This is a genomic window from Stenotrophomonas sp. SrG (assembly GCF_050031795.1).
In the GTDB taxonomy this organism is placed as follows: Bacteria; Pseudomonadota; Gammaproteobacteria; order Xanthomonadales; family Xanthomonadaceae; genus Stenotrophomonas; species Stenotrophomonas rhizophila_A.
Window position 1 is genome coordinate 1 of record NZ_JBNBBE010001643.1, and the last position, 231, is coordinate 231.

The following is a 231-nucleotide window of genomic DNA, read 5'->3' on the forward strand; positions in this document are numbered from 1 at the left end:
CGCTGATCCTGCGCTTCATCCGCGAGCTGGCGATCTACGAAAAGGCCGAATCGTCGGTGCAGTCCGACGAGGCGGGCATCGTCGCCAGCCTGTGCGGCGAGGGCGCCAAGGCGCGCGCGCTGATCTGCGAAGCCGGTGGCGAGGCGATCGGCTACGCGGTGTCTTTCTACAACTACTCCACCTGGCTGGGCCGCAACGGCGTGTACCTGGAAGACCTGTACGTGAGTCCGG

The 231-nt window shown here is 66.2% G+C and carries 1 protein-coding gene; it reads left to right on the forward strand.

Annotated features, from left to right (window positions below):
• Positions 1-2 precede the first annotated feature (2 nt).
• The coding region (locus ACQG3P_RS24935; protein WP_426806542.1) for an N-acetyltransferase family protein at positions 3-231 on the forward strand (229 nt) is incomplete at its 3' end.